This window comes from Fibrobacter sp. UWH6, assembly GCF_900142465.1.
Lineage (GTDB): Bacteria > Fibrobacterota > Fibrobacteria > Fibrobacterales > Fibrobacteraceae > Fibrobacter.
Window position 1 is genome coordinate 209,678 of sequence record NZ_FRAX01000001.1, and the last position, 25,365, is coordinate 235,042.

At 48.8% G+C, this 25,365-nt stretch carries 17 protein-coding genes; 12 read left to right on the forward strand and 5 right to left on the reverse strand.

The features are described 5' to 3' along the window. The first annotated feature begins 9 nt into the window (after positions 1-9). Positions 10-3,879 (forward strand): DNA polymerase III subunit alpha, encoded by a 3,870-nt coding sequence (gene dnaE / locus BUB73_RS00915; RefSeq protein ID WP_073234126.1) that lies wholly within the window; start codon positions 10-12, stop codon positions 3,877-3,879. Next, positions 3,866-5,020 (forward strand): lipid-A-disaccharide synthase, encoded by a 1,155-nt coding sequence (locus BUB73_RS00920; protein ID WP_073282950.1) that lies wholly within the window; start codon positions 3,866-3,868, stop codon positions 5,018-5,020. The genes dnaE and BUB73_RS00920 overlap by 14 nt, the downstream gene beginning before the upstream one ends. Here the strand turns inward: BUB73_RS00920 and mutL are convergent. Further along, positions 4,988-6,898: a DNA mismatch repair endonuclease MutL gene (gene mutL, locus BUB73_RS00925; RefSeq protein WP_073155991.1), complete on the reverse strand. Its 1,911-nt coding sequence runs from the start codon at positions 6,896-6,898 to the stop codon at positions 4,988-4,990. The genes BUB73_RS00920 and mutL overlap by 33 nt on opposite strands. A 111-nt stretch (positions 6,899-7,009) precedes the next feature. On the opposite strand from mutL, the gene BUB73_RS00930 reads away from it, so the two are divergent. Both BUB73_RS00930 and BUB73_RS17130 read left to right on the forward strand, forming a co-directional pair. Further along, the gene (locus BUB73_RS00930) at positions 7,010-8,308 is read left to right on the forward strand and encodes a hypothetical protein (RefSeq protein ID WP_073282953.1); all 1,299 of its coding nucleotides are present in this window, start codon (positions 7,010-7,012) and stop codon (positions 8,306-8,308) included. Between the two features lie 804 nt (positions 8,309-9,112). Next, positions 9,113-9,370 (forward strand): hypothetical protein, encoded by a 258-nt coding sequence (locus tag BUB73_RS17130; protein WP_139258150.1) that lies wholly within the window; start codon positions 9,113-9,115, stop codon positions 9,368-9,370. Between the two features lie 166 nt (positions 9,371-9,536). On the opposite strand, the gene thrC is transcribed toward BUB73_RS17130, so the two are convergent. Continuing rightward, positions 9,537-10,877 carry a threonine synthase gene (gene thrC, locus BUB73_RS00940; RefSeq protein WP_073282958.1) on the reverse strand — a complete coding sequence of 447 codons (1,341 nt, stop codon included), beginning with the start codon at positions 10,875-10,877 and terminating at the stop codon, positions 9,537-9,539. A 180-nt stretch (positions 10,878-11,057) separates the two neighbouring features. Between thrC and BUB73_RS00945 the strand changes: the two genes are divergently transcribed. The 4 genes from BUB73_RS00945 (at position 11,058) to BUB73_RS00960 (ending at position 16,681) form a co-directional block, all read left to right on the forward strand. Next, positions 11,058-12,467, forward strand: coding sequence for a hypothetical protein (locus tag BUB73_RS00945; RefSeq protein WP_073156001.1), 1,410 nt, complete (start codon positions 11,058-11,060; stop codon positions 12,465-12,467). After that, complete coding sequence (locus BUB73_RS00950) at positions 12,467-13,705, forward strand: porin family protein (RefSeq protein WP_073282961.1); 1,239 nt, start codon at positions 12,467-12,469, stop codon at positions 13,703-13,705. Before BUB73_RS00945 ends, BUB73_RS00950 begins: the two co-directional genes overlap by 1 nt. A 24-nt stretch (positions 13,706-13,729) precedes the next feature. Further along, positions 13,730-14,971 (forward strand): DUF4912 domain-containing protein, encoded by a 1,242-nt coding sequence (locus BUB73_RS00955; protein ID WP_073234113.1) that lies wholly within the window; start codon positions 13,730-13,732, stop codon positions 14,969-14,971. 108 nt (positions 14,972-15,079) lie between these two features. Beyond that, positions 15,080-16,681, forward strand: coding sequence for a glycoside hydrolase family 57 protein (locus tag BUB73_RS00960; protein ID WP_073283157.1), 1,602 nt, complete (start codon positions 15,080-15,082; stop codon positions 16,679-16,681). Here BUB73_RS00960 and BUB73_RS00965 read toward each other — a convergent pair whose 3' ends face one another. From BUB73_RS00965 to BUB73_RS00975, 3 genes are read right to left on the reverse strand one after another with little or no spacing between them, the layout of a single operon-like run. Further along, positions 16,682-18,322 (reverse strand): hypothetical protein, encoded by a 1,641-nt coding sequence (locus tag BUB73_RS00965; protein ID WP_073282963.1) that lies wholly within the window; start codon positions 18,320-18,322, stop codon positions 16,682-16,684. It lies immediately after the preceding gene. 1 nt (position 18,323) lies between these two features. After that, positions 18,324-20,186 carry a UbiD family decarboxylase gene (locus BUB73_RS00970; protein WP_073282966.1) on the reverse strand — a complete coding sequence of 621 codons (1,863 nt, stop codon included), beginning with the start codon at positions 20,184-20,186 and terminating at the stop codon, positions 18,324-18,326. A 20-nt stretch (positions 20,187-20,206) separates the two neighbouring features. Then, positions 20,207-20,626: an SRPBCC family protein gene (locus tag BUB73_RS00975; protein WP_073156014.1), complete on the reverse strand. Its 420-nt coding sequence runs from the start codon at positions 20,624-20,626 to the stop codon at positions 20,207-20,209. 146 nt (positions 20,627-20,772) lie between these two features. Here BUB73_RS00975 and BUB73_RS00980 point away from each other — a divergent pair, with 146 nt between their 5' ends. Genes BUB73_RS00980 through BUB73_RS00995 form a run of 4 tightly spaced genes read left to right on the forward strand, consistent with a single transcriptional unit; the run spans position 20,773 to position 25,296 of the window. Next, a complete protein-coding gene (locus tag BUB73_RS00980; protein ID WP_073282969.1) occupies positions 20,773-22,254 on the forward strand; it encodes an oligosaccharide flippase family protein in 1,482 nt (493 codons plus the stop codon). 30 nt (positions 22,255-22,284) lie between these two features. Continuing rightward, positions 22,285-23,115 (forward strand): glycosyltransferase family 32 protein, encoded by an 831-nt coding sequence (locus tag BUB73_RS00985; protein WP_073156019.1) that lies wholly within the window; start codon positions 22,285-22,287, stop codon positions 23,113-23,115. Between the two features lie 4 nt (positions 23,116-23,119). After that, positions 23,120-24,130 carry a glycosyltransferase family protein gene (locus tag BUB73_RS00990; protein ID WP_073234104.1) on the forward strand — a complete coding sequence of 337 codons (1,011 nt, stop codon included), beginning with the start codon at positions 23,120-23,122 and terminating at the stop codon, positions 24,128-24,130. Continuing rightward, the gene (locus BUB73_RS00995) at positions 24,127-25,296 is read left to right on the forward strand and encodes a glycosyltransferase (protein ID WP_073282972.1); all 1,170 of its coding nucleotides are present in this window, start codon (positions 24,127-24,129) and stop codon (positions 25,294-25,296) included. The genes BUB73_RS00990 and BUB73_RS00995 overlap by 4 nt, the downstream gene beginning before the upstream one ends. Positions 25,297-25,365 lie beyond the last annotated feature (69 nt).

Here is a 25,365-nt window from a genome sequence, read left to right on the forward strand (position 1 = left end):
ATTGCGGCTATGGCTTTTGTACATCTTCAGACCCATTCCGAATTTTCTGTTCTTCAGGCATCTGCCCGTCTTGATGATATTCTTGCTGCCGCAGCAAAAGATAACGCACCGGCTATCGCCCTTACCGACCATGGTGCCATGTTTGGTATTCTGGAATTCCAGACTCGTGGACAGGGGCTTAACAAAAAACGCAAGGGTGACGGCCAGCCTCCTCTGAAAACTCTGTACGGATGCCATGTCTATATTGATACCCCCAGCGCAACCAGCAAGGATAACCTGACATATGAACGCCTGACCCTTCTGGTTGAAAATGAAAAAGGGTATTATAACCTGCTCCGTATCGTCAGTTACCGTTACGAAGATGGTGACCGCTGGGCTGAAATTCCTTCTGTTCCCCTAGAGACGGTGGAAGAGTTCAAGGAAGGTATCATTGCCATCGCAGGTGACTTTTTCAGTAAGTACGGTCAAAGTGTTGCCGCAGGTCGTAATTCCGTTGCCCGCGAATACATGGAAAGTCTCGATAAGATTTTCGATCACGACCATCTGTATTTCGGGGTGTGCGATAACGGTGTTCCTCAACAAAAATTGGTAAACGATTTTACGGTTCAGCTGGCAAATGAATTAGGCCGTGAGGTTGTGGCCGTAGGTGATGTCCACTACATCAACAAGGAAGATGCCCAGGCTCATAAAATCCTTCGTTGCATTTCTACAAAGACGACTTTGAATGATGCCGGTGACAAGAGATTCCCTACCGATGGATTCTACTATCAGACCGAAGAAGAAATGGTGGCCAAGTTTGGCCATATTCCCGGTGCCATCGAAAATACCGTAAAGATTGCAGAACGTTGTAACTATACCGTCAAGACCGGTATCGGTGATGAATTCTGGCCTCGATTTGCCATTCCCAAGGACTTCCTGGAAGGTGAAGAATATCAGAACATCAAGGCCATCATGAAAGCCGAATACGATGCGGAATATCCCGTAGTTCGTGAACGCGAATTGAAGGGCGTCATCAAGGACAAGAAGAAAAAAGTCCAGGAACAGTATTGTGCCGAAAAGGGAATCGAACCTGACGCTCTAACTGATGATGACAAGGCTGAAATTGATCGTCTGTCGGCTCCCGAATTCTTTAACGAAGATGATAACAAGGCTTGGGACAAGGCTGTTCATCGCTGGTGTAAGCCGGGCTCTGACTCTGACATTTATATCATCCATCTTTGTAATGGCTTCTTGAAGTGGCGCTTCCCCGAAGAAAATTTCAAGTTCCCCGAACATACGACGGACGTGGGCGCCCGTATGTACAAGGAGCTGAACTGTATCCGAAACATGAACGTGGCTGGCTACCTGCTCATTGTGTGGGACTTCATTAACTGGGCCCGTAACAACGGTATTCCCGTGGGCCCGGGTCGTGGTTCTGCTGCAGGTTCTCTTGTTACCTACATCATCGGTATTACGGACATTGACCCTCTAAAGTTTGACTTGCTCTTTGAACGATTCCTGAATCCGGAACGTGTGTCCATGCCCGATATCGATACGGACTTTGCCGACCGTGACCGTGGCCGCGTGATTGATTACGTGACCCAGAAGTACGGCAAGGAATGCGTGGGCCAGATTATTACTTACGGTATGCTGAAGTCCAAGGCGGTAATTACGGACGTGGCCCGTGTTCTTGGAATTGCTCCTGCCGATGCCAAGGCGGTTACGAAACTGTTCCCCCAGCGTACTTTGAACTTCAGTTTGAAGCAAGCCTGGACCGGTAAGGACAAGAAGGGTAACAACCTGGAAGATGATTATAGCCCGGAACCGCTGCAGGCTCTGATCAAGTCCCGCGCCATGTATCAGACCCTTTGGGATACGGCTCTGATGTTGGAAGATTTGCCCCGTCAGACAGGCGTTCACGCTTGCGGCGTTGTGATTACGCCGACCCCCATTTATAACTTGGCTCCCCTTTATCGCGCCGCCCCCGAAGATACTCCGGTGGTGATGTACGATAAGCATTACGCAGAAGACATCGGCCTTCTGAAAATGGACTTCCTTGGTCTGATCAACTTGTCCATCATTCAGGATACGGTCCGAATGGTCAAGCAGAATCGCCAGATTGAAGTGGACATGAGCCATATCCCTCTGGATGACAAGGCGACCTTCGACCTTTTGAGTAAGGGTATGACCACTACGGTGTTCCAGTTCGAATCTCCGGGTATGCAGAAATACCTCCGTGAACTGAAGCCCAACCGTATCGGTGACTTGATCGCTATGAACGCCCTGTATCGTCCGGGCCCTATCGATCAGATTCCCCACTTTATTGCCCGTAAGCTGGGTAACGAAGAAATCGACTGTTACCATCCGGACTTGGAAGAAGTTCTGGGTGAAACTTACGGCGTTATCGTGTATCAGGAACAGGTGATGAAGCTTGCCCAGATTCTGGGTGGCTACACGCTGGGTGGCGCTGACAATATCCGCCGTATCATGGCCAAGAAGATGCCCGAGAAGATGGCTAAACTTGAACCGGAATTCTTCGAAAAGTGCGTTAACAAGGGCTACGACAAGGCCATGATTCAGAAGGTCTGGAACGCCGTGCTTCCCTTCTGCGGATACGCCTTTAACAAGAGCCATGCTGCTGCCTACGCTTACGTTGCCTATCAGACCGCTTACCTGAAGACCCATTACGGCCCCGAATACATGGCCGCATCCATGACTTCCAAGATGGGTAAGACCGAAGATATCGTGACCATCATTTTGGAATGTAAACGCCTGGATATTGAAGTGGTTTCGCCTAATATCAACGCTTCTGTGGGTGAATTTATCGCTAATGAAAAAGGTCAAATTTTATTTGGCCTTGCAGGTATCCGCAATGTGGGTTCCGCTGTTGTGGAAGACATCGTTGCAGAACGTGAACGTGGCGGCAAGTATACCGATCTGTTCAGTTTCTGCAAACGCGTTGTAGAATATCAGGCTTCCCAGAAAGAAAAACGCCCGCCCATGAACAAACGCCTGATTGAAAGCCTTGTGATGGCTGGTGCGTTGGACGATTTCCCTGGAAGCCGCGCCGCCTTGATGGCCTCTGTAGACAAAGCTATGGACGTGGCTGCGAAAAAGCAGGAAGACCGTGACCGCGGTCAGATTTCCCTGTTCGATATGGGCGGTGGCGAACCGGCTATGGATAGTTCCGCCGAAGTTCTTGAAGAAGCGGAAGAATGGACCGCCATGGAAATGCTCAACAAGGAACGGGATATTCTGGGCTTGTTCCTGTCGGGCCACCCGCTGGATGAATTCCGTCCGGAACTTCAGGGCTTTAGCACCTGTTCCCTGGCTGAAGATGAGCTGAGCCATCATGTGGGTGATGCCGCCGTGGCCGTTGGCGGTGTGGTCATCAAGTTGAAGTCCATCGAAACGAAGAAGGGCGATACCATTGGTGTTGGCACCATTCAGGATTTCCACGGAGACCTGGATGTCTTCTTCAAGAAGGATATGTGGGAACAGTTCCGCGATACCGTGACCATCGATGACCGCGTTCTGATGAAAGGCTCCCTGGAACCGCAACGAATGTCTGATGGCCTCCAGCTTGTTGTGCAGGAAGTCATTCAGTTGGATCGTGTCCGCTTCGATATGGTGAAATACATCCATATGGCCATTCTCTCGAACATGGTGGATGAAGAATTTGCCGAGAAACTGCAGGACTTGATGGAACGTAACGCCCCCTTCGTAGAAGAAGGAGAACGGGGTTGTGACCTGATTTGTCATGTGGAATCTGAATCTGGCAACGTGCATGTGCTTGCTCTTAAAAAGAGCAAGGTGGTTTATTCTCCGGAACTTCTTGGAAAACTTCGTAAAGAACTCGGCGCTATCAAGGTGTGGGTTTCTAGCAATGCAAGAAGGTAAACCGTACATCCTCTTTTGTGCGGGTGAAGATTCTGGAGACTGCATTGGTGAAAGCCTAGTCTCTGCCTTTTTCAAAAAAGGGGCGCATCAGTTTGATGCCTTGGGCTCAGGTGGCCCCCGCATGCAAGGGGCGGGTCTGCGCGCTCTTGTGGAATATGAGGATTTGCCGGTATCCGGTTTTGGCGATGTGCTTCCTAAGTATCTGAAACTTCGTCGAGACTATAAGACTCTGGAAACGGTGTTGGCTAATCCTGCCTGCAAGGGGCTGGTGGCCATTGACTATCCCGGGTTCAACATGAAGCTAGTCCAGCTGGCGGGGCGTCTCGGAAAACCAAGCCTTTATGTGGCGCCGCCCCAGGTGTGGGCCTGGAAGGCGAAACGTGCCAAGCAGTTGGCGGTTGTTCCTCAGACACGACTGGCTGTGTTTTTTGAATTTGAGAAAGCCCCTTATGAGATGGAAGGATGCTCCGTTTCTCGTTTGCGACACCCTTTTGCAGAATCCACCCATGAAGAAGTGACGAACTCTTCCGAACAAAAAAATCTTCACGAAAAAATCCTGCTGATGCCGGGTAGCCGTAAGGGGCAGACTCTGCGCAATATTCCTGTTTTCCTGAAGATTGCATCGAAGTTCCAGGATCAAAATTTTGCTTTCGTCGCGGCCCGAAAAAGTTTGGTGGCCCTTATTCAAGACTGCCTAAACCGTTATTTCCACGGAAAGGTTCCCTCCTGGATTCAGGTGGTCGAGGCTCCCTCTCTGCCCCAGGAACGGTGTGCTTTCTATAGAAATTCCCAGGGGGCGATTTCTGCTCCGGGAACGGCTACCTTGGAACTTGCCTTGTCCGGGGTTCCCCTGGTCGTCTGTACCAAGCCGGATGCATTGACCTATGCCCTAGGGAAACGTCTTGTCAGGACGTCCTATTTTTCTCTCCCTAATATTGTTTTATCGCAAGCGAGTACTGCTGAATTTATAAAGTACCGTTGGAATGATTCGTCTTACGAACAGGCCGCCGAAGCCTTAAAGTCGGCCATGTCATTACGCGAAAAAAAATCCGCAAAACTGGAATCAGAATTGCGGAATAATTTGTCTGAAGGACTGTCGTCAGAACAGTTAATGTCTGAATTTCTTGCTCAGTTCTTCTAATGTCAAACGCATCAGGGTCGGCGTTCCGTAGGGGGATTTCAACGGTTCGTCGGTGGTCATGAGCTGGCCCATCAATGTGGCCATTTCTTCTGGTTTCAACTTGTCTCCTGCCTGGTAGGCGTTGGTCTTTGCCCAGGCCTTGGCGATAATGTCTTGCACCTTTACCATGTCGCCTTCGCTGTTGCCGTCGATGCTGTCCAGAAAGTCTCGTACCGCCTTGATGGCTCGTGACAGCGGCAATGCGCTGGGGATAGAACGGATCTGGTAAGTGTCTCCGCCAAAGTGTTCGATGTAAAAGCCCAACTGCTGGAACTGGCTTTCGACAGAACTGAGAACCTGGGCCTCGATCTTGCTGAGTTCCAGATGTTCCGGGAACAGAAGTTCCTGGCTGTCCAGGGCGGAACCGTTTCGCAAAGTCTCCAGAGCCTGTTCGTACAGGATGCGGGAATGGGCGGCATGCTGGTCGATGATGAGCAAACCGTTGACGTCTTCGCCGGCAATGTAGGTGTTGGCGATCTGGAAAAAGGCAGGGGGATTCCAGACGGGAGGAGCCTTGACCTCGGCCTTCTTCTCTGTTTCCAGGGAGATGACCTTTCCTGCTTCGGGGGTGCTGAACAAGTCCTGGTTCAAGTCGTCTTCGCGCTGTTGCTTTACCGGCTTAGGAGAAATCCAGGACTTGCTGAACGAAGGGGGCGTGTAAGAGGGCGTGTAAGGCTGCTTAGGGCCAGGATCCTTGAAACTTGTAGGGGGTGTGGGTTCGCTGACAGGTGCCGCAAACTGTAAGGGAGGGGCAAAGGAACTGGTCGGTGCCGCAGTCTCCGCAAACGAAGACGCTGCGGGGGCGGGCGAACTCATTTCATCGCTCAAGTCGATAAACGGGGAATTTGCTTCCATGTCCTGCTTGAACGTTTCGCGGATGGCGTGGAGGACGACCAGAAAGACTAGGTTCCCGTTGGCAAAGCGGACTTCTCGCTTGGCCGGGTGAACGTTTACGTCGAACTCCATGTCGGGCATGTCCAGGAAGAGTACCGATACAGGTTTGCACTGGGCACCGTAAGGCTCGTAGGACTGGGTAACCGCCTTGCTGACCATCTTGCTTTCGATGGGGCGGTTGCGGATGAACAAATACTGGTTGTTGCGCTTGCCGTTTGTTTCGGTCGTGGGGGAGACAAAGCCTGTGACGTGGATGCCTGCTTCGGTGTAGTCCACGGGGAGCAGCGCCTTTGCAATTTTAGAACCGATGGCTTCGGCGATTCTGCTTCGGAGCTCTCCGGGGACGCCTGTAAATACGGATTTGCCTCCAACCTTATAATCGAAGCGGATCTCCGGGTGGGCGATCGCTGTCTTAAGGATGACGTCAAAAATTCGAGTGCTTTCTGAAGTTTCGCTACTCAGGAACGTTCGACGGACTGGAGTGTTGTAAAAAAGATCTTCTACCAGGAAGGTTGTTCCGCGACTTGCCTGAATATCCTGTTTTTCTACCAGTTCGCCTCCTTTAAGAATGAGACGTCCGCTTTCGCCATCGTCTGTGGCGCTGGTGATTGTCAGCTTAGAAATGGCGGCGATTGAAGCCACGGCTTCGCCTCGGAAACCGTTTGTTCTTAGATGAAAAAGATCGTCGGCATTGTTTAGTTTAGATGTAGTATGCCTCAGGTAGCAGATGTCCAGGTCGGCGCTGCTCATGCCCTTCCCGTTGTCCGAAACCTGGATTTTTTTCTTTCCGCCTTCTTCGATAGTGACTTGAATACGGGTGGCTCCCGCATCAATTGCGTTCTCGATGAGTTCCTTTACAGCGGATGCCGGACGCTCAATAACTTCACCTGCAGCGATTTTATTGATGATTTCGTCTGGCAAAAAGTGGATTTCGGCGGTTTTCATGCCCAAAATATAGCCATTTGTGTGATGAATCTTGTTTTTTTTGCTAATTTAGTGGAACCAACTGGAATTTTGTGCATCTAGTCGAAAGAAACCACTGGAGTGAGGTTAAAAGTGCTTTCAAATCTATTTTTGCAGTTTACTCATATCGAACTGTTGATTTCCTATCCTGTGAAGGATATTCTTACGCTCGTTAAGCGGGACTCTCGCTTTAACGTGAAGATGCTTAATGACATCTACTTTGAAGATTCCTTCGTAGATGAAAGTGCACATCGCCTGGTTATGAACAATGTGGTGAGCTGGCTGTACGAACGTGGTGAAAATCCGGATACCTTCGTTCAGCGCATCATCGACCGCTGCGCCGCCTTCGAAGCTGTTCCGGCTCGTAGCGTGCTCCGTTCCTACCTCCCGTACGTTTCCCAGTTCTACGCTACCGAAGATGTCCGTCAGCTCTGCCTCGACATCATTCCCAAGCGTTATCCGCTTTTGAACGAATCAAAGTTCCTGCGTCGTGAACTCGTTGATGGCAACCGCAAGGAATACTTCTCCTTCCGCTTTGACTCTCCGGGTGTTCTGGTGACCAACCCCATGCGCTGGTTTATCGGCCTCGTCCAGATTGGCCCCATCCTCCTGAACACTCCGGCTTACGAACACATTGAGTTCAAGGCTGCACAGACCTCCTTCATTGAAGCTCTTGAAAACCGTGCCACCGCAGAAATGCGCGATGATGGCTTTATCTACGTTTCTGGTATCAAGGTCGGTAAGTACATGACCTTTGGCGACTGCCTGTCCGAGTACGGACTGGAATGGGAAGTCGAAGCCGAAACTAAGATGGCTTGTATCAAGGCTATCGAAGACGTGGTGGACGAAAAGACTGGTGCTGTACTGATCCACAAGGACTGCTACTACGGCTGTCCGGCAAGTGTGGTCTTCCTTGACTATAAGGCAAACGTTGTTGCACCGGAGCCTTTCAACAAGCTGATGAGCGCTGTTGTTAAGCAGGAATTTGATTCCTGGCAGCCCATCCAGCGCGCTCAGGAACAGCTCCTGGAAGCCATGAACGACTCCGTGACCATTATCTACTACAAGAGCGATGATTCCATTTCTGTGAACAGCAAGCACTTGATGCGTAACGTTCCTGCTCGAATCCTCCGCAACTTGCTTCGCGAATATACTGCTACCGGTCGTGAAGAATACGAAAACCGTGAATTCAAGCGAGATCCGGCAATCTGCATGGATCCGCTGCGCCCCAACTTTGAAAGCCGTCTGAACCGCGTGATTGCTCACATTAACGGTTCTGATGATCCGGATAAGCCGACTGAAGGCGTTAAGAAGTTCTTCGAAATTGAACGTCATCGCCGCGGCGGTTTCCGCTTTGTTCCGAAGTGCAAGATTATTTTCCGCGAAGAATAATCCTGTAGCGTAAACGATTCTTAAAATAAGCCGTGTACGACTAGTTTGTTGGAAACGGCTTATTTTTTATTGCAGTAAAGATGACTGAAAAAATATGCTTATTCTTAATAATTTTATGTAATTAAAAGTAAGATAATTGGTAGTTCTCTACTGCATAAAGAATGGTATATTTAGAATCGTGAACGGGAGAAGGGTAAATCCTCAAACAACTCTATCATTGCTCCCCTCCTGGTAAGTTCAAGGTTCCGGATTCCGCTCATATTTTCTCCTTCTTAGGAAAGGGTTCCCGTTAGGGAGCCCTTTCTTTTTTGATGGGGCTTGTAGCCCCATCAAAAAAGCTAACCCTCGGCTCGGAAATGAAAATGAGCAAGCTCATTTTCGCTTCGCTCGCCTTGCGGGTTAGTCTTTAACAAGACTAAGGGCCCAAATGGCCGAACCCCTCCAAAACAAGCTTGTTCTTCGCCTCGGTGAGTCCGCAAGCGACCTCCCGCGACACTCGGCTGGTACGTATATTGGGAAATTTTTTAACATTGCACTCGTTTTTGTGTTTTTCTGGAAATGAATGTATTTTGGGTGCGTATAGGAGGATCATTATGCGAGTTTTTTTGTTCGCTTTTCTTTTTGTTTCGTTGGTTTTTGCTCATGAGCAGAATGCGGTTGGGAAGAATGGACCGTCTGTTTATCCCTCCGCAAAAGACACTTTGACGGATGAACAGTTGTTGGAACTCTCGCCAATGGACTGGAGCATTGATAGTACGGAAATTTATCGTCAGCTGGTTTTGAACGAAATTCCCGAAGCCCGCTATGGCCAGAATGTTTTTGGTATCTTTGGTTGCTTCTGTTCCGCTGTTGCTTGTTGGTGGCCCGATTTTAGGGTATAATATCTATTACTTGAATGAACATCGTGCTCATGCTAGACAACTTGATGAGTATTTGAAATCTGAAAATGCCTACAAGCGTCGTAGGGCTGCCGGAAATCCTAATGCAGTTAGTGTCAGTATTGTTCCTACCATAGACTTTGCTCATGCTGGTGGTGGAATGAATTTAATGGTGGCATTTTGATTCATCTATAGTGCGGTCTTTTTGCAACGTCTTTAGATAGAAAAGCCCCGGATTTTCTCCGAGGCTTCTTCAATTTTATTGTGTTGCGCGGAACCGGTCCGCGAAAAATTAGCGCTTTCTTAAAAGCATTTGCGCGACCTTCGACCGCGCCAATGGCTCCCGAAAACTAACGTTTTCTTGCAGCCATCTCTTTCTTCAGGATATCCATGACGGGGCCGATTTCGGCGGGAGCCTTGAAGATGGGGTTTGCGTACTTGCTGCAGATGCCTTCCAGCTTCTGTTCGTGGTAGCCCACCTTGAATTCGGTGAATTTCAGGCCGTGAGCGGTGCTGATGACAACAACGTCTTCGTCCTTGTCGATCTTGCCTGCAGCGCAGAGTTTTTCCAGGGCACCGAGAGCAACACCGGTGTGCGGGCAGCAGTAGAGACCGATGCGGTCGCCGCGGTGTGCTGCGTTTGCCAATTCTTCTTCGTTAACGCTAACGACCATGCCGTTAGTACTCTGGATTGCGCGGACTGCCTTGGGGTAGCTGACCGGGTTACCGATCTGGATTGCGGAAGCGAGAGTCTTCTTAGCCTGCATGGGAACCAGCTGGTCGAAGCCGCGTTCGTATGCCTGGTAGAACGGATTGGCGTTTTCTGCCTGAGCCACGATGATGCGAGGAATGCGGTCGATGAGGCCCATAGCCTTGCAGTCTTCGAAACCCTTGGCGAGAGCGGAAACGTTACCCAGGTTGCCGCCCGGAATAATCACGGTGTCGGGAACCTTCCAACCAAGTTCCTGGCAGATTTCCGGAGAGATGGTCTTCTGACCTTCCACGCGGAGGCTGTTCATGGAGTTGGCGAGGTAAATGCGATTGTCCTTGGTGACTTCCTGAACGATCTTCATGCAACCGTCGAAGTCGGTGTCCAAGGCGAGAACGATGCTACCGTTAGAGATGGGCTGGATCAGCTGGGCGACGCTAGTCTTGCCTGCGGGCAGGAACACGATAGAGGGAATGCCTGCCTTGGCGCAGTAAGCGGAAAGGGCTGCAGAAGTATCACCGGTAGAAGCGCAAGCGACGGCGTCAATCGGGTGAATGTTCTTCTTGATGATGTGGTTCACCTGGCTTACCAGAACGGTCATGCCCAGGTCCTTGAAGGAACCGGTGTGGGAGTTGCCGCAAAGCTTGACCTTCAGGCTCTTGATGCCCAGTTCCTTGGCGATGGGAGCGGCGTCGAACAGCGGGCTCCAACCTTCGCGCATGGTGACGATGTCTTCCACCGGCATATCGGGGAGAACCATTTCGCGCTTGCTCCAGATACCACTCTGGTCGGCCGGTTCAAAGCTCATGCGGCGTTCGGCAAACAGCTTCTTCCATTCTTCGGGGCTGCGTTCTGCCAGGGCCTTGCGGTCGTGTTCCACTTCCAGCAGGCTGTTGTCGACTTTGGAACGGTAAATAACGTCGGTTACCGGGTAGGTATCGTCGCCGTTGATGTTTCTAAAATGAGCGTTGAACTGAGTCATAATTTCCTCTAAATTTTAACGTATGCAAATTTAACAAATATTTGGTGCTGCGTACAGGATGTAGCCCCTTTATGGGTGCCTTGTATCGTTAGATGTTCTTATTTGCTTACCCTAAACTTGCTATATTTGGTCACGAAGTTTTAATAACCGATGTTATATAGATTGTATTCGGAGTTCCGAGTGAAAAAGAGAAAAAGCATTTTTGTTAGCGGATTGTTGGGTGTTCTTGCCCTTGTCTTGACGTCCTGCCTTTTTGAATCTGACGATAATGGGTTGAATAGCTGGTTGTCTGACCACGGAATGCCTTCTTCCTATAAGGTCAAGACTTTGAGCGTTGATGGCCTGTCCCCGGTGGCTTTCGAAACTTTTTTGGATACTTCTGCCCATTCAGCCAATACTTATGGCGTTCTGGGAAAACAGTCTAACCTGGTTCATGATCTGGTTTTTGATTTCGCTTTCCACAACAAGGAATTCTTTGCTGATTTGTATAAGTCGGATTCTGCAGCTTCCTTTATTGCGCTGTATCCCTTGCTTGAATTCTACAACAACAAGAATTTCCCGAAGGATTCCCTGCCGCTGAAGGAAAAATTGAACCTTGATGTCAGCTGGATTCTGCACAAGGGTTCTTCTGAAAAGTTTGTGGACAGCATCGGTGGAGTCTCTGCTTCCGTATGGTACGAAAACCTGGCCAGCTGGAATGCCGATACTACCGTCGACACGACTTATTCCATTTCTTTGGGCAAGAAGGATACCGTGTTGAAGATCGACCTGCCGATTGCCCTTGTGGAACGTCTGAAGAAGGTCGGCCCTGCCTGCCGCTTGCAGCTCCGTCTTTCTGCACCGGAAGCTTCCAGAATCTATCGTTTCTACGGTGCAAGCTCCTCTAAGCATGCTCCGATTTGGCGTATAAGGACCTTGTCTGATTCTGCATACAAGGATTTCTATCCCTTCCGAATGGCTTCTCTGATTTCTAACCTGGAAGATGAGGATGCCCTTGTGCTGCATGGCGGTGTTTTTGACTCGTTGGTGGTGGAATACCCCTCTACAGAAATTCTCAAGGCACTGTCTGAATTTTATGGTGACGAGTTCCCGTTTGTGACGGGGGACAGCAACGACGTCCGTCAAGCTGTTATTCTTGCCCGTATGACGTTCGCCCGTGATGACTCCAAGGGGAGCAGTGAACTAGGACTTCCTATTCAGGTTGTGGTTGGCTCCTATGTGGATAGTGCAGACGGCCAGGTTCGTCGAATGGAAGAATACCGTCTGGATTCTGCAACCATCAAGGACCGTGGTCACCAGAACTTGATTTTCCACGAAGGGGATTCCTTGACCTTGCAGATTTCCTATGGCGTTCGTGATTTCATCAATAAGGCCAGCGATGGCAGAACGCTCAAGATGATGATTCGTATGGGTTATCCGTTCCTGCAGGAAAAGGATCCCACTTACCTGGATTACTACAACAAGACTACAAAGGATACTTCCTTCAGGTATCTGCCTTACATGGATTACGCCCGCTACGATTTTGGAACTTCTATGAAGAGTCCTGCAACGCTGAAACTTTGGTTGGCTACTAAGCGGGGGGATGAATAATGAAAAAGCTTATTAGTACACTTTGCGTTTTGACAGGACTGTCCTTTGGTTCCATGATCGGTATGGATGCCCTGGGCGAAGAACAGGTTATGGGAGGAACAGCCTCCGCTGCTGGTCGTGGTTTTGCCGGCAATGCCAAAACGGGTGACGCCGAAGGCCTTTCTGTGGTGAACCCGGCCCGCCTTGCTTTCGATACCAAGGTTGTCTTCAACTTGAACTTCCTCCTGGAAATGGATGCCGCAAGTAACGACGGTGCCAGCTACATCGGCAGAAATCTTTCTATGCCCTCGTTCAATTTGTCTTTCCCCATGGGAGGCTTTGGCGCAATGGGCCTTTCTTTGTGGCAGCACTATGCCGCCACGATGAATGAAGAATATACGGATGATGATAAAAACACCGCGAAGATCGAGTACAAGGGTAGCGTGTATGAGCTGGTTCCCACTTATGCTCTTAGACTGCCTTTCCTGAGATCTATTTCTCTTGGTGGATCCGCTCACTTTGTTATGGGTAGCAACTCTCGCAGTCTAACCTTGAACACCGATACAGGTGACCTCGAAAAGAAGGATGTCTGGGGTGCTCGTGGTTATACCCTGACTGACTATGTCGAAGGCTCCTGGGAACTTAAGGATCATCCGGCCTATTACACGATGGCATTGCAGTATCGTGGTCGTGTCGCATCCTATTTCTTCTCTTATACGACCGGTTACACTTTGTCGAATGCATTGGAATATGATTTCAGATTCAATGAAAACGACACTTTGGCAACCACCCATTATACTCGCGAAATTGACGTGCCGGCTATGTTTGCCACGGGTATCAACTACCGTCTGAACAAGCGCCACAATGTCATGTTCGACCTGCAGTGGCGCGCCTGGGATAGCGAAATTGAAAATCTTGCTGGCGGTTGGGACATGACTAAGGTTACCGATACCCAGAGTGATTTTATGGCATCGGTAGGTTATCAGTGTGATGGAAGTCCCTTGTTCTATGACCCGTATTGGACACGTATCAATTATCGTGTAGGTGCATGGTACAAGAGCTGGTACATTAAGGATGTTTATGAAGCAGGGGGCTCTCTGGGAGCAGGTTTCCCCCTGGGCCGCAAGGGAACGACTTTAGATTTGGCGTTCCAGGGTGGCATGCGATTTGCTGACTCCAATAACGAATGGGACGAAACGTTCTTTGCCATTCGAATTGGATTGACCGGTATTGGAAACTGGGGTCAGACTCGCAGATAGAAGTGTTTATGAAGGAGGCCGAAAATGGCAATTAAGAAAGAAACAGAAGTAAAGTCTAAGATCAAGAGCGCTGTGAAGAGCGTTGCTGAAAAGACTGCTGAAGTAGTTAAGAAAACTCGTACGACCAAGAAGGCTGCAGGGGAAAAGGCTGCCTCCAAGGCTACCGTCGATACCCTGAAGGAAGCTGAAGCCAAGGCTGAAAAGGTCGTGGCAAAGGTTTCCAAGGTGGCAAAGGCTGCTGCAACTAAGGTGAAGGCTGTTAAGGCTTCCGTTAAGGCAGAAAAGACTGAAAAGACTGAAAAGGCTACCAAGACTACCAAGGCTGCAACCGCCAAGACCGCTGCAAAGACTACTAAGGCCACTGCAAAGACTGCTAAGGCAACTAAGGCTGCCGCAGAAAGTGTAAAGGCCAAGGCCGCTTCTGCAGAAGTTGAAAACGCTTCTGAAAAGTCTGCTGACGTTGCTTCCATGGCTCAGTCCTTTGACGCTGAATACCTGGTTCTCATGCAGAAGGATCCTAACTGGATGCATGCCTTCTGGGAAGTTTCCGAAAACCGTATCAAGCAGGCCAAGAAGGGCAAGAGAAAGCTGGTCCTCCGTTTGTTCGACATTGCTTCCGACCTGACTGTCCAGCGTAGCAAGAAGCGCAAGTTCCGCGATATCGAAGTTCCTGCTGATGCTCGCAGCTGGTACGTGGAAAATCCGTCCAACAAGTCCTGCGTCGCCGTTCTTGGCGCTGTTCAGGGCAACAACTTTATGCCTATCGTGGAATCTGCTCCGGTCATGACTTTCGACAAGTCTGCAGCAGCTCCCGCTTCTGATGATGCTTTTGCCAAGGCTTCCCTGGGCGGCAATACTCTGGGCAACTTCATGAGTTCCGGCTTCTCTAGCCAGACTGCTGAATCCTGGCTCAAGTCCTTGAGCGAAAACTTTGGTAGCTCCTCTGAATCCATGTTCTCTGGCGCACTTTCCAGTGCTGCCCTCCAGAGCAACGGTTCTCTTTCCATTGCCGCTCCTAAGGATTCCGTTAGCTACGGTAAGGATTTCTTCCTGTGGGTAAAGACTCGTCTCATCGTTTACGGTGGCACTCGTCCCGACGCCCATCTCCAGGTTCGCGGCGAAGACTTCCCCCTGAATCCGGATGGAACCTTCAGCTTTGAAGAAGACCTGCCCGATGTGACCAAGGTTATTCCTGTCTTTGCTACCGATAAGGATGGCGATTTCCCCACTACAATCGTTCCTATCGTTGTAAAGCGCACGGAGTAAGCCTGCGGCTTAATTATGAATTAAGAAGTACGAATTATGAGATTTGTAACGGTGGTTTAGCCGCCTTATAAGATCTCGTAATTCATAACTTATAACTCGTACTTGTCTATGTCTGCTCCTGGTAAAATCCTCTTCTTGATGCACGCTCATTTGCCCTACGTGCATCATCCTGAATACGATCGTTTTTTTGAAGAAAACTGGCTTTTTGAAGCTATGGCAGAAACGTATCTGCCATTGGTTCAGGCTATGCGTCGTCTTCTGGAAAAGGGGGTTCCCGGGACTTTGAACTTGAGTGTTTCGGCACCGCTGATCGAGATGCTTTCCAATGAACGTCTCATAGATAAGTTTTCGGAACATCTCAACAAGCAGTTGGAACTCATTCAGAAAGAAGTTCGCCTTAACGAAGGTAAACCCCAGGAATCGTTGTCGAAGTTCTATATGGAACGTCAGAAAACTTTGATTGATACGTGGGAACGCCGTATTAACCGTAACTTGCTGGGTGAATTTCTTGAACTGGAAAATGCGGGCAAACTGAATTTGCTGACCTGCGTAGGAACGCATCCGTTCCTGCCGGCATACCAGAGCGATCCTGAATCGATTCGTCTACAGTTAGATGTTTCTGTTAGATGTTTTGAAAGGGCCTTTGGCCGTAAGCCGCAGGGTGTATGGCTTCCGGAATGTGGTTATTTCCCGGGACTGGATAAGTACCTGGCTGAATTCGGTATCCGCTATTTCTTCCTGGAAACTCACGGTGCCCTGCTTGCTTCTCCGCCTCCTAAGTATGGCGTTTTTACTCCGCTTAAAACCACTCAGGGCCTGTATTGTATGGGCCGCGAGCAGAAGAGCTCCATGGAAGTGTGGAGTCGCCGAACTGGTTATCCGGGGCATCCTGAATACCGCGAATTTTTTAAGGATATCGCTCAGGAACGTCCGAAGGATTATCTCGGGGATTATTTCTTTGCCGGTGAAACACCCATTGATTCCGGTTTTAAGTACAATCGAATTACGGGTTCCGAAAACAAGGAACTTTATAGGCCTTGGAATGCCATGTGTCTGGCTCGCGATCACGCCCACCTTTTCGTAGTTAATCGCGAAGCCACAATTTCTGAGTTGCTGGTGAACATGGAAGGAAATAAGGCTTGCATGCTTTGCCCCTACGATGCTGAACTTTTTGGCCATTGGTGGTTTGAAGGTCCCTTGTTCCTTGAAGCGATGCTGGAACGTGCCGCCTCGTCTAATGTGATTGAGTTTGCTGGTGCTGATCAGGTGATGACTTCGTCTGCAGATCCCGAAGTTCATGAACCGGCTTTTTCTAGCTGGGGTGAAGGAGGCTTTGGTTCCGTATGGATTAACGGCGAAACGGATCAGTATTATCCGCAGTCCTATCGTCTTCGCGCCATGATTCAGCATTTGAAATCTATTCAGGAACGAATGGGTGCCCTTGGTAAGAAGAACGGCAAATTGATGAGCCGTTATATCAAGCAGATGGAACGTGAACTGATGCTGTTCCAGTCTTCTGACTGGGCTTTCATGATCCACAATCATTCTGCGGAAGGCTATGCCCGCCGCCGTCTTGATGAACATTACAACAATGGGCATGCCCTGTTTGCAGAAGCCTGCAAGGCTGTGCTCAAGAATTCTGATAAGCTGGCGCCTTCGTCTATCCTTCCCAAGTTGGAAAAGGATGACTGCATCTTTAGCTGGCTTTAATTAATAGATTATAATAAAATCCTTTGTTTTCCCGCTGTTTCCGACTCTAAAGCGGTAAACTCCTGGAGCCATCGACTCTCTCACTCGGGATTCCTCGAGGCAGAGTGTTGAACCTTCATATTTTTCTCGGGAAATCAGGTTTCCGCGACGATTGCGGATTTCTATGAAGTGCTTGTCGTGGGGGAGCGGGGTAAAGCACAGATAACCTTCTCGCCAGGGAACAGGATAGGCTCGCAGGGTAGAATCCTTGAGGACGGTGGGGAGGTACTCTTGACTATTGAAATTGCTAAAGATCCACGCGATAGAATCGATGCTTGAATTTGCCGAGGCTTGGGCGTAGAATAGATCTGCATCGTTGGTTGTCTTAAAATTCTCAATTTGAGCGGACTTTCCCTGGTAAGCGACTGCAGAAACCTGCCCCAGAAAATCTTCTAAAATGGGGGAGCCATTGCTGTAAAATTTATAGGCTAGGTCGTTGATCGCGGGCTTTACCGATTTGTTGTCGCCGTTGGTTTTTAACTGGATGTATGAGAATTCTGGCCACCTGGGTTCATCCTTGCAAATGAGTTCCGTGGAGTCTATGAATGTACTGCGGTTCCCTGCAAAAGAAAGTCTTGTCGCAAAGTCCTGAAACAAGGAATCTACAGAAAGTTTCTTTTGATCAATCACCGCTTTGAGCTGTTCGGGGAAAAGCTTGTTGGGATTTTTCTTGTAGTTTTCCCATATGGCCTTGTCAATTTTCTTGTCGACGAAATTATAGAGGTAAATCAGTAGAATGCCTGCGCCGTAGGGTTGGCCCATTTGGTTAAGTGGCGTTCCTACCTTGGTTGACATGGAGGAAAGGTAGCTGAAGTAATCATCGATATCGGGGTTGGCGATTTCTTCGATTCCCGATGCTGATGCTTCGAACCAAAAGGTTTCCTTTGTGAAAGGGTGATACCCGAGTTGTATGGCGTGGTACAGTTCATGAATGACGGTAACCCGGATGCCTTCTTTCCAATGTTCGGCATAGGAGTAACCGTGAGCCTTGTTTTCGAACTCGACGGTGGGACGGGGGTAGACGCAACTTTGATTGTCTTTTGAAATGGTGTCGTAAGCAACCTGGAGGGAAGGCTGATGACGGAAATCGTTTTCAATCATCAATTCGCTCTCGTTATTTTCTTCGGGAGAATATGTTGCTCCATAGCATTCATTACAGATTTGCCCGAAAACGGAATGTGAATTTCTCACAAGAGAAATGTCCAAAATTTCAACGGGATAGAGCCCCTCTTTTACGGGTTTCTGGTAATGATGCGTTTCTGAAATACCTTGAGGGGGTTGCATCCCCATTTTTTCGGTGTGAAATTTTCGTGCTTCTTCCACATAACTCGCCAAGTAATCTACAAAGGCGGCTGTTGTTTTGTGGGGGCCAGAAAGGGTGTAGAAAATCTGGAAGTGGTCTGTCGTTCTTGTATAGACGCTGTCGTAGAGGTCTTCGCTGTTGCAGAGTGAAATTGATGTTGATTGAACAGACGGTTTTGCAAGGCTTTGACCATGACGATTTTTGATCATCAATTCTGTTCCGCAGACACTACGAGAATATGCAGATGTACAAAGCACCATTGCAATAAACAGAAGTGTTGCGATGTATCTAGCAATCATGTTAGAGTTCCTGCTTAAGAATTTCAGCTGCACGTTTTTTTATTTCGTTGGGAATCGTCAGACTTTTTTGGTGATGAGGTTTTACTCGGGCGTCTACGATTATCGGCGCATGGCAACCCCAATGTTTATTTTGTATGAAACTTTGTAGGCCGAATATATCACGGGCCGGGTCTGAACGGGTGAACGTTAACCACAAGAAGTCGGGTAGCTTGCTTCCATCCAGACGTTCGTTGTCGATTTCGGATACCTGGTCGACAATTGAAATCCAGGGATAATTCTCTCTAAACTCCCATTTGTCCAGGGCGGATTCCAGTTGCATGAAAATGGCTTCTCTTTCATTTTCGTCAAACGCAGGCGCTTGAATGATAAGAACTCCTGCCATGGGCATCTTGATAAGATTTCTTGACGTCTTTCCTTGTGAATTGGTAAATGCATCCGGTAACTGCAGAAATTCTATGTCCTGCATATCATGGCGAAGATTCCTACGCTTTTCTCCGGCGGCAGCCATAATCAATTTGGAACCGTGGTTTAAACGTCCTCCTGTATAGTCCAATGTGTCGATTGTGGTGGCGGTCTGGAAATGCAGATCTCTGCTGAAATCCAGGCGCTCCAGCACATGGGCAAAGAAGGCGGGTACATCGTTGACGTTCAGGTTGGCGTTGTCTTCCTTGGCGGCGATTAAAAGGTATTTGCTGAGACTTGCCTGGTTGAACCCTAAAATGGCGTTGGCGGTTTTCAGCAGCTCCATGGGTTCCCGCTCCTTGGCGTAGGGCACGAATCGTTCGCTGGCCAATGCTAGGCAAAGGGGATGAACTCCGGCGTCATCTACAGCGTGAATGGCGTGAAGCCCCGGAATCGATGCGGGAACCATAGGCTTTGTTATCTGATGGATAAAGCTGCCGAAAAGAGTGTCTTCCTTGGGGGGCCTGCCTACGACGGTAAAGGGGTAGATGGCGTTCTTCTTGCAAAGGACTTTTTTTACCTTAAGACAGGGGAAATCATGTTTGTCGGAATAGTATCCGATATGGTCGCCGAAAGGTCCCTCGGGTTTCAGCTCCGGTTCCATTTCGCCAAGAATGCAGAAGTCGGCATCAGAAGAAATCAAGTAACCATCGTGAATGAAATACCGGAAACGTCTACCTCCCAGCATCCCTGCAAAAACCAGCTCAGAAAGGTTTTCGGGCATGGGCATGACTGCGGCTACAGTTTGCGCCGGAGTGCCGCCTATAAAGATGCTGACTTTAAGGGGGCGATTTTCTTCAATGGCATTCCGGTGGTGTCTGGCGATGTCGCGCTTGATTTGATAGTGAAGGCCGCATTCTTCGTTGGGAACGTACTCGTTTCCGGAAATCTGGATTCGGTACATGCCGACATTGGTGGTCATGACGCTTGCGTTTTCGCTAGGGCGGGTCGCTACCTGCGGTAACGTAATGAAGGCGCCGCCATCTAAAGGCCAGCTCTTGATTTGCGGAAGGTCCGCCAGGGTACATTCTTCAAAATCCTTGATGGATCCGCTGCGGCGGGGGAGGGCATTAATGCCTGTGCAGGCCGCTCTCAGCAATTTGACCGGATTGGGGTTCTTGAAGAACTGGACGGGGTTAGATTTGAACTGGACTGCCGTCTGGGTTCCCTTTATGGTTTTGCGGAATAGGAAGTCCAATCTTTCCTGGGTCCCGAAAATATTGCAGGCCGCTCTAAAAGGGCTTCCCTTGACCTTCTCAAAAAGAAGGGCGGGACCATTGTTTTCAAAAACCTGGCGGGCAATTTCTGCCATTTCTAGATTAGGGTCCACTTCCTGGTGGATGCGCTTCAACATGCCGGCCTTTTCTAAGTCCAGCAGAGCCTGCTCAAGGGATTTGTACATGGGAACCCCGATCTTCGGTATTAACCGGCGGTAGAGGATTGATTTAGTGCGCTGAAACTCTGGGTCTGCTTCTTGGCGACGATGGCTGCCTTGATGCTGATGGCTTCCTTGCGGCTAGCAACAGCATATACAAGGTTAGCCTTGTTTATCAGACCTGAAAAAACTTCTTCGGGACCGCCGATAAAACCCTGGAATTCAAAACTGTCGAAACAGCGGGTCAGACTTCCGTCTGCGACAAACTCATGCTTTGCCGTAAAACCACGGAAGGGACCGTTGCCCAGGCGAATCGTTAACTTGTTGTCGCTGAAGGCACTGATGAGGCCGGTCCAAGTGATTTTCTTGAATCCCACCATCATAGTGTACTTGACCACATCACCCTTTTCCAGAGTCTCGGGAAGGGTATAGTAGATGACAGGAGTGGTACCTACAGCCACTTTCATAGGGGCGCAACTAAGTGTCTCTAGCAGGTTTGCGAGAGAGTATTCTTGCCACGAAGTCTGACTGAATTGTACCATGACCCGTAATGTAGTAAATTTTTTGGCTCCGTTGGGAATTTCTCTTCAAAAAGCTATCTTGTACCTCCGAAATGAATTCTGTACAGACTGATCAAAAATTTTTACGTAAAAGTACCCTTTTTACCTTTGCCGGTTCCGCCTTGAAGGTTGCCGCTCCAGTCCTCACGATTGTGGTGGCACGAGTTTTTGGTAAGGAAATATTCGGAATATATGTTTCTACTCAGCTTTTGATCTTGAGCCTTAGTCGTGTTGCGGTGATTGGCCTTGATAAAGGCATGCTGCGATACATTCCGCAAAACAAGGTTTGCGGTCGTCCGGAGCATGAGGGTATTATTGAATCCTTGTGGCGTACGCTTTTCTTCGCCTTGGTGATTTCTGTGGTCATGTGGGGTGGTGCCGCCTTTGACCTGCAGCGGATTACCACGGGCCTGGCCATGCTTTCGTCGGCAGAAATCTCGCTTTATGTTCTTTCTATCATTCCCTACACGTCCTTGCTTTTGTTTGCTGCTTCATCCGAAGGGAACCGTCGTCCGCAATACAAGATTTTTATCAATGAGTTTGCTGTAACGACTCTCGCTCCTGTTATTGCCCTGGCTTTGCATTTTACCGGATTCCAGGATAAGCTGGCCCTGCCCTTGGGATTCTTTGTTTCTAACCTGTTTGGCGTTATAACCTACATCTTCCTGATCAATAGACAGTTTACCCAGATCCGCTGGTTTATCAAGGATAAGATTCCGTCGGAACTTCTGAAGTTTTCTATTCCCCTGGGTGTTACAGAAATTGTCGCTTCCTTCCTTTTGCGCATGGACTTGTGGATGGTGCTGGCCTTGATTGGACCTGAAGCCGCCGGTGTCTATGCGGTGATGGTTACCATTTCTAACGGCCTCAAGACAGTTCGCAGTAGTTACGATCCTATTTTGCAACCTGTGGTCGCGGGAATGTCCAAGGAACGCCTTGACACGGACTTAAAGCCGGTGTTTTCCTATTGCGTTTCCATGGTGACCTTGATCCAGTTGACCATTGGCTTTTTCATTGTGCTGTTCCCCGAGCAGACCATGATGATTGCGGGAAAGTCTTTTGTGACCGACGAAAACCCGGTTGCCGTACTTGGCATCCTGATTATCGGTAACTTGATAAATGGTTTCTTTGGCCTTACCGGATCTGTAATCAACGCCTTGGGCAAGAGCCGTTTTATGCTCTTCATGAATATGGTTTCCCTGGTGTTTGCCACGATCATGAACCGTATGTGTATTCCCATTTTTGGCATTGCTGGCGCCGCCATTTCTTCTATGGCCTATCAAATTCTGCAGAATGTCTGGATGTGTCTGTACCTGCGCAAAATGGGATATTGGCCCTTTAGGCTGAACCTGTTGATTCAGATTGCCTGGATCCTGCTCCTGATTATTTCTTACGTTGTCTTGAATACGGTCTGGGCTCCTTCCCTTTGGATAAAGGCCGCCATTTATGTAGGCATCATTCTTTTGATTGTGTTGACCTTCTTTAAACAGGGGCTTGCTGGCGAAATGGGGTCTCGTAAGAAAAAGAAATCTTAGTCCACCTCGTGAATTAGGTATATTGTTGATATGATTCCGAAAAAGATACATTACATTTGGCTTTCTAACGATCCGCTGCCTCCTCTTGCAAAACTTTGCCTTGATAGCTGGAAGCGCCGTTGTCCCGATTATGAAATCATCCATTGGGATATGGCTCGTTGCCAAAAGATTATTGATACGGTTCCTTTTGTTCGCGAAGCGGTTAGCATGTCTAAGTGGGCTTTCGCAAGTGACTACATTCGACTTTATGCGGTTTATACAGAAGGTGGCGTGTATCTGGATAGTGACGTTTTTGTCTACCAGAGCTTTGATGAATTTTTAAGTAACGGCTACTTTACCAATATTGAATTTACGTCTCATTTTAAGAGAAATAAGTCTTGGAAGATGCTGAACGAAGATGGCACGAAAAAGGATCCCAACAAGATTCCCCTTCCGGGACTTGCCTTGCAGGCTGCCATTTTTGGTGCCGAGGCCAATCATCCCTTCTTGAAGAAGGCCATGGCTTACTATGAACGAGAAAAGTTCATCTTGCCTAACGGAAAGCTGAACATCGAAAATATTGCACCTTATGTGTATGCCCATACGGCGCAAGATTTCGGTTTTGTGTACAAGGATAAGTTGCAGCAGCTTGAAAATAACATGATGATTTTGCCCAGCAAGGTCTTCTTGCCCAGCTGCGATGAAACGAATTTTAAACCGTATGCGATTCATGTAACCAGTGGTAGCTGGAGACCTTTCACTCATCGTATCGTGCGATTCTTTAGACGTTTGCCGATTATTATTTGCAAGATCGGTAAAAAGAATAAGTCTCTCGAAGAAACCCTGAATGATTACGAATCTAAGAGCCTGATCAAGTATTAAGTCTATGACAAAGTATCTTTTTGTTTTGACCAGTTCCGAGAAGGATTTCTTCTGCGAACAGACTTTGGTGGCCATTGCATCTTTGCGTGTTCACAACCCGGGAGCATTTGTTACGCTTCTGACTGACGACAGAACTGCAGCGACTCTCGTTGGCCCCCGAGCCGCCCTGAAAGAGGCTGTAGACGAACTGGTGGCTCTGGAAATCGATGAAAAATTTACTCCCATGATGCGTTCCCGTTATCTGAAGACGGTGATGCGTAACGTGGTGGATGGCGATTTCCTCTATATGGATTCTGACATCGCCATTGTGGGCGACCTTTCCATTCCTGATGAATGGCGCGGCGGAATTTATGCGGTGCTTGACTTCCACACCAATTTGCATAAGGCCATTAATCGCAAGAAGATTCTGAACAATGCCAAGATGCTGGGATTCTCTCCGATTCTGAACGATGAGATTTTCAACGGTGGCGTCATGTTTGCCAGCGATACGCCCGAGGCTCGAGCCTTCTTTGAAAAGTGGCATGAACTGTGGCTGTATTGCCTGACCAAGAACTTCCCCTATGACATGGCCTCTCTGGCCGAAGCCAACTTCAAGTTCAATTATGTCACCAAGAAAATGCCGGGTGAATGGAACTGCCAGATGGCTTATGCCCGCGATTACATTCCCACAGGAAAGGTGTTCCACTTTTTCGGATCTCGCATTATCAACACCTGTGGCCGTAAGGTTCCCGATAGCATGGACCTGTTCCTGCCCAAGATCCTGCGCAAGAACTTCTACACCGACCTGAAGAATATTCCCGTGAAGGTCAATGCCGACAAGAGCATTACCATCAACGAATATTACGATGACGTCATTGCCCATGCCAAGGATGCTTTCCTCTATCAGACAAAGCATGCCGGTAAATTGGGCGCCGATATTATCCGTTCCTACGCATTTGCCAAGTCTTTGGGTTTTGTGTACAAGAAGATGCCTTTTGTCTTGCCGTTGCTTTCCTTGATTGGTAAGATCCTATGAGTCTGCTTTTCAATCTGGAAGCGGTTCAGCCCATTCACAGCGCCAAGTTTCATGGCGGGGGCTCCTATGGCGAAGTGATTTTCTGGGCCATGGTGAATCGAGGTGCGAAATTCAGCTGTATTTATGACAGCCGTAAATACCTGTCTCCCGATATCCTTGCCGCCTGCGAATCTAATGGCGTTCCGCTTTATGATCTGAGCGTCAGCTCTCCTCAGCAGATTATCGACGAAAATAACATTACTGATTTTTACACTCCGCTCTATTCTCTGAGTCCGAAGTGGCAGGTGAATGTTAAACGTTTTGTGTTTACCTGGCACGGCGTTCGTGCATTGGAAATGCCTTACGAATGTCAGGGTGTCGCCTTTGCCAAGAAGTTGTCCCAGAAGGTAGAGGCCCTTTTCCGCTACCGTGAATGGTGGAAAAAGTACTACTATAAGCCTAAATATCAGGCCCTAGCTAAATGCATCGCCGAAGGCGGTGTCGATACCATAACCGTCAGCGAACACAGCCGTGCGTCTATCAAGTCCTTCTTCCCGGAACTGCTCCATAAGGAAATTCCCGTATTCTACAGCCCCATGACCGAATACGAACCGGAAGGATTCCTGCCGCCGAATGTTTTGCCCAAGAAGTATTTCTTGCTTACTAGTGGTGCCCGCTGGGAAAAGAATAACTTGCGTTCCGTAAAGGCTTTCGACCAGCTGGTTTCCATGATGGAATCGCAAGGGGAAGCTTTTGATTTCAAGCTTGTCATTACTGGAGCAACCAATCCTAAAGTCTATCTGAAAAATGTCAGGCACAAGGATCGCCTGGTACTCCTGGGTTACGTGGAATCCAAGGAACTGGAATTTTTACACAAGAATGCCTACGCCTTTATATTCCCCAGTTTGAACGAAGGCTTTGGCTATCCTCCCATGCAGTCTATGCGTTACGGCGTGCCTGTGGCAGCCAGCGGTTCTACGTCCATTCCCGAAATTTGCGACAATGCGGCTCTCTATTTCGATCCTTATTCTGTGAGCGAAATGAAAAACCGCATGATCCAACTTTTGGACGGATCCATTTACAGCCTTTATGCGGAGCGTGCCCTGAAGCGTTATGCCGAGGTGAGCAAACGTCAGAAAGATGATTTGCAAAAGGCTGTTTCCTGGATTTTGAAGTCAGAAACGTAAACCGCATACGGTAAAAAAGAACATAAAAAAGGAGCGCCCTAGGGCGCTCCCTTTACGTTTTATTTTCTG